The organism is Rhizobacter sp. P2_D12 (assembly GCF_056404395.1).
Genome location: NZ_JBFUEB010000237.1, coordinates 1 through 2,831 on the forward strand (window position 1 = coordinate 1; position 2,831 = coordinate 2,831).

Consider the following 2,831-nt stretch of genomic DNA (forward strand, 5'->3'; position numbering starts at 1 on the left):
CACGCGTGCTGGCCGACAGCACCGAGGGTTTCCTGACCTCGGGCATCGTCACGCTCGACCTGCCCGGCGACCTGACGCTGGACCACGGCGTGATGCCGCCCGGCCTGTACTGGCTGCGCGCCTCGGCCAGCCAGGGGTTCGACGGCTTCGCGGCGCTGCAGGGCGTGCAGGCGCATGCGCTGCGGGCGCGCCGCCAGCTGCCGTCGACGGAACCGGCAACGGGACCGACGGCCCTGGCCCTGCTGCCGGCCGGGCGGATCACGAAGCCGAGTGCGTCGGTGGCGGGGCTGGCCGGCGTGCAGCAGGTCGGCCCGTCGTTCGGCCTGCGCGCGGCCGAGGATGCGCGCGCGCTGGCCACCCGCGCCGGCGAGCGGCTGCAGCACAAGCAGCGCGCCAGCACCGCCTGGGATGCCGAGCGGCTGTTGCTGGAGCGCTTCCCCGAGGTGTTCAAGGCGCGCTGCCTGTGCGGCGACCAGGTCGCCGAGGCCGGGCTGCCGCGCCCGCCGGCCGGCCAGGTGCTGGTGGTGGCGGTGCCGCAGGTGCCGCGCAACGACCCGGCCTTCGCGACCGCGGCGCCGCGCTTCAACGCGATCGAGCTGCGCCGCATGGCCGACTACCTGCGCGAGCGCGCGTCGCCGTTCGCGAAGATCCTGGTGCGCAACCCGGCCTACGACCGCATCCAGCTGCGCTGCAGCGTCGGGCTGGCCCGCGGCGCGCACGAAGGCGCGGCGCTGCAGCGCATCGACCGCACGGTGGTCGAGACGCTGTCGCCGTGGTTCGACGACGGCTGCGGCGCGGCGTTCGACTGGGTGGTGCGCAGCGAAGACCTGGAGGCGCGGCTGCGCGCGCTGGATTGCGTCGAGTACGTCACGCAGCTGTCGCTGCTGCACGTGACCTGCAGCGACGACGGCGTCTACACGCTGGTCGACAGCGCGCGCCAGGGCGCGGCCCGCGCGCTCGCGCGCACGCCGTGGAGCCTGGCGCTGCCGATGGCCACCCACATCGTCGCGGCCGCGGCGTCCTTTCCCGACCCGGCGCCGCAGCCCACCGGCATCGCGCGGCTGGCGATCGGCAGCACCTTCGTGATCGGCCAGGCGGACGGAGGCGGCGCATGACGATCCGCAACCGCGAGACGCTGCGCCACTTCTTCGACGAAGGGCGGCTGCCGACGCGCGACCATTTCGGCGACCTGATCGACTCGATGCTCAACATGAGCGACGAGGGCTTCCGCAAGTCGGCCGAGAACGGCATCGAGGTGTCGACGCCGGCCGGCTACGACGCGCTGGTGAGCTTCTACCGCGAGCAGAGCGCGCGCACCGCGCTGTGGTCGATGAGCTATGGCGGCGACCGCGACCAGCTGCTGTTCCACCATGCCGGCGTCAGCGCGTCGCGCGGGCGCGCGCCGGTGCTGGCGCTGGACGCGCAGGATCGCGTGGGCATCGGCACCGCCGAGCCGCGCGWGGCGCTGGACGTGGCCGGCGTCGTCGCGATGCAGGGGCGGGTGGGCAGCAGCCGCTGGCCCGGCATCGCGCCGGCGCTGGCCGACGGCGAGTGGCACGACCTGACCGGGCCGCTCGCCGGCTGCCAGGCCTTCGAGGTGATGGTGGGCGCCGGGCATCCCGGGGGCGGGCGCTTCGCGCTGCTGCATGCGATCGCGATGAACGCCTACAACCCGACGGCCGGCTGGCTGGATTTCTTCTCGCGGCGCAAGCGCATCCGCAGCCATGACGCCTGGTACGGACGCCGCTGCGACAGGCTGGAACTGCGTTGGCACGGCAGCAGCGGGCGCAATGCGAGCTACAGGCTGCAGGTGCGCTCGAAGTGCGACTACGGCGCCGGCGTGCGCATCCAGGCCACGCTGACGCGGCTGTGGTTCGACGAGACGATGGAAGGGAGCGCCGCATGACCCCGAAGGACCGCGGCGAGACCGGCTTCGCGCCGCTGCGCGCGCAGGGCATCGACTGGCTGCAGGCGGTCAGCGGCAGCACCTGGACCGACCACAACCTGCACGACCCCGGCATCACGCTGCTCGAGCAGCTGTGCTTCGCGCTGACCGACGTGGCCTACCGGGCCGGCTTCCCGGTCGCCGACCACCTGACCGGCGCCGACGGCCGCATCGCCTTCGAGGCGCTGTCGCTGCACCCGCCGGCGCAGGCCTTCCCGTGCCGCGCGACCACGGCGGCCGACGTGCGGCGCGTGCTGCTCGACGCGGTGCCGGGGCTCGACGACGCGACGCTGCAGCCGCGCGAGGACGGCGTCGTGCGGCTGGTGCTGAAGCTGTCGCAGGGCGCGGCCGAGAGCACGGCGCAGCGCATCGAGGCGGCGCGCGCGGCCTTCCTCGCGCAGCGCAACCTCGGCGAAGACCTGGACCCGGCCATCGGCTGCGTCRCCGACGTGCCCTGCGAGCTGCACGGCAGCATCGAGATCGCGGGCCCGCGCGATGCGGCCGACGTGCTGGCCGAGGTCTACGACCGCTGCGACCGGTTCATCGCGCGCGCCGCCACCTGCCGCAGCCTGGACGAGCGGCTGCGCGCCGGCGCCTCGCTGGAGCAGGTCTACACCGGCCCGGCGCTGCAGCACGGCTTCATCGACGACCTGCCGGCCGGGCAGGACGGCACGCAGCGGCTGTTCCTGTCGGACCTGGCCGCGGTGGTGCAGGCGGTGCCGGGCGTCGAGCTGGCGCGGCTGGCCGAGCTGCGGCCGGCGAACGCGGCGCCGAGCAGCGGCTCGGTGGCATGGCGCAGCGACGCCGGCGCCTTGCGGCTCGTGCTGCCGAACGCCGGCGCGAGCGGCCCGCCCGCCACCTTGGCCGTCACGCGGCGCGGCAACCC

The 2,831-nt window shown here is 74.9% G+C and carries 3 protein-coding genes; all 3 read left to right on the top strand.

From position 1 onward, the window contains the following. Positions 1-1,115, top strand: a 1,115-nt coding sequence (locus AC1DYN_RS31995) for a baseplate J/gp47 family protein (RefSeq protein WP_477966748.1), incomplete at its 5' end; no start/stop codon positions are given. Further along, entirely contained in the window at positions 1,112-1,906 is a 795-nt protein-coding gene (locus tag AC1DYN_RS32000; protein ID WP_477966750.1) for a hypothetical protein, read from the top strand. The genes AC1DYN_RS31995 and AC1DYN_RS32000, both read left to right, overlap by 4 nt. Next, the coding region (locus AC1DYN_RS32005; RefSeq protein ID WP_477966752.1) for a baseplate wedge protein at positions 1,903-2,831 on the top strand (929 nt) is incomplete at its 3' end. The genes AC1DYN_RS32000 and AC1DYN_RS32005, both read left to right, overlap by 4 nt.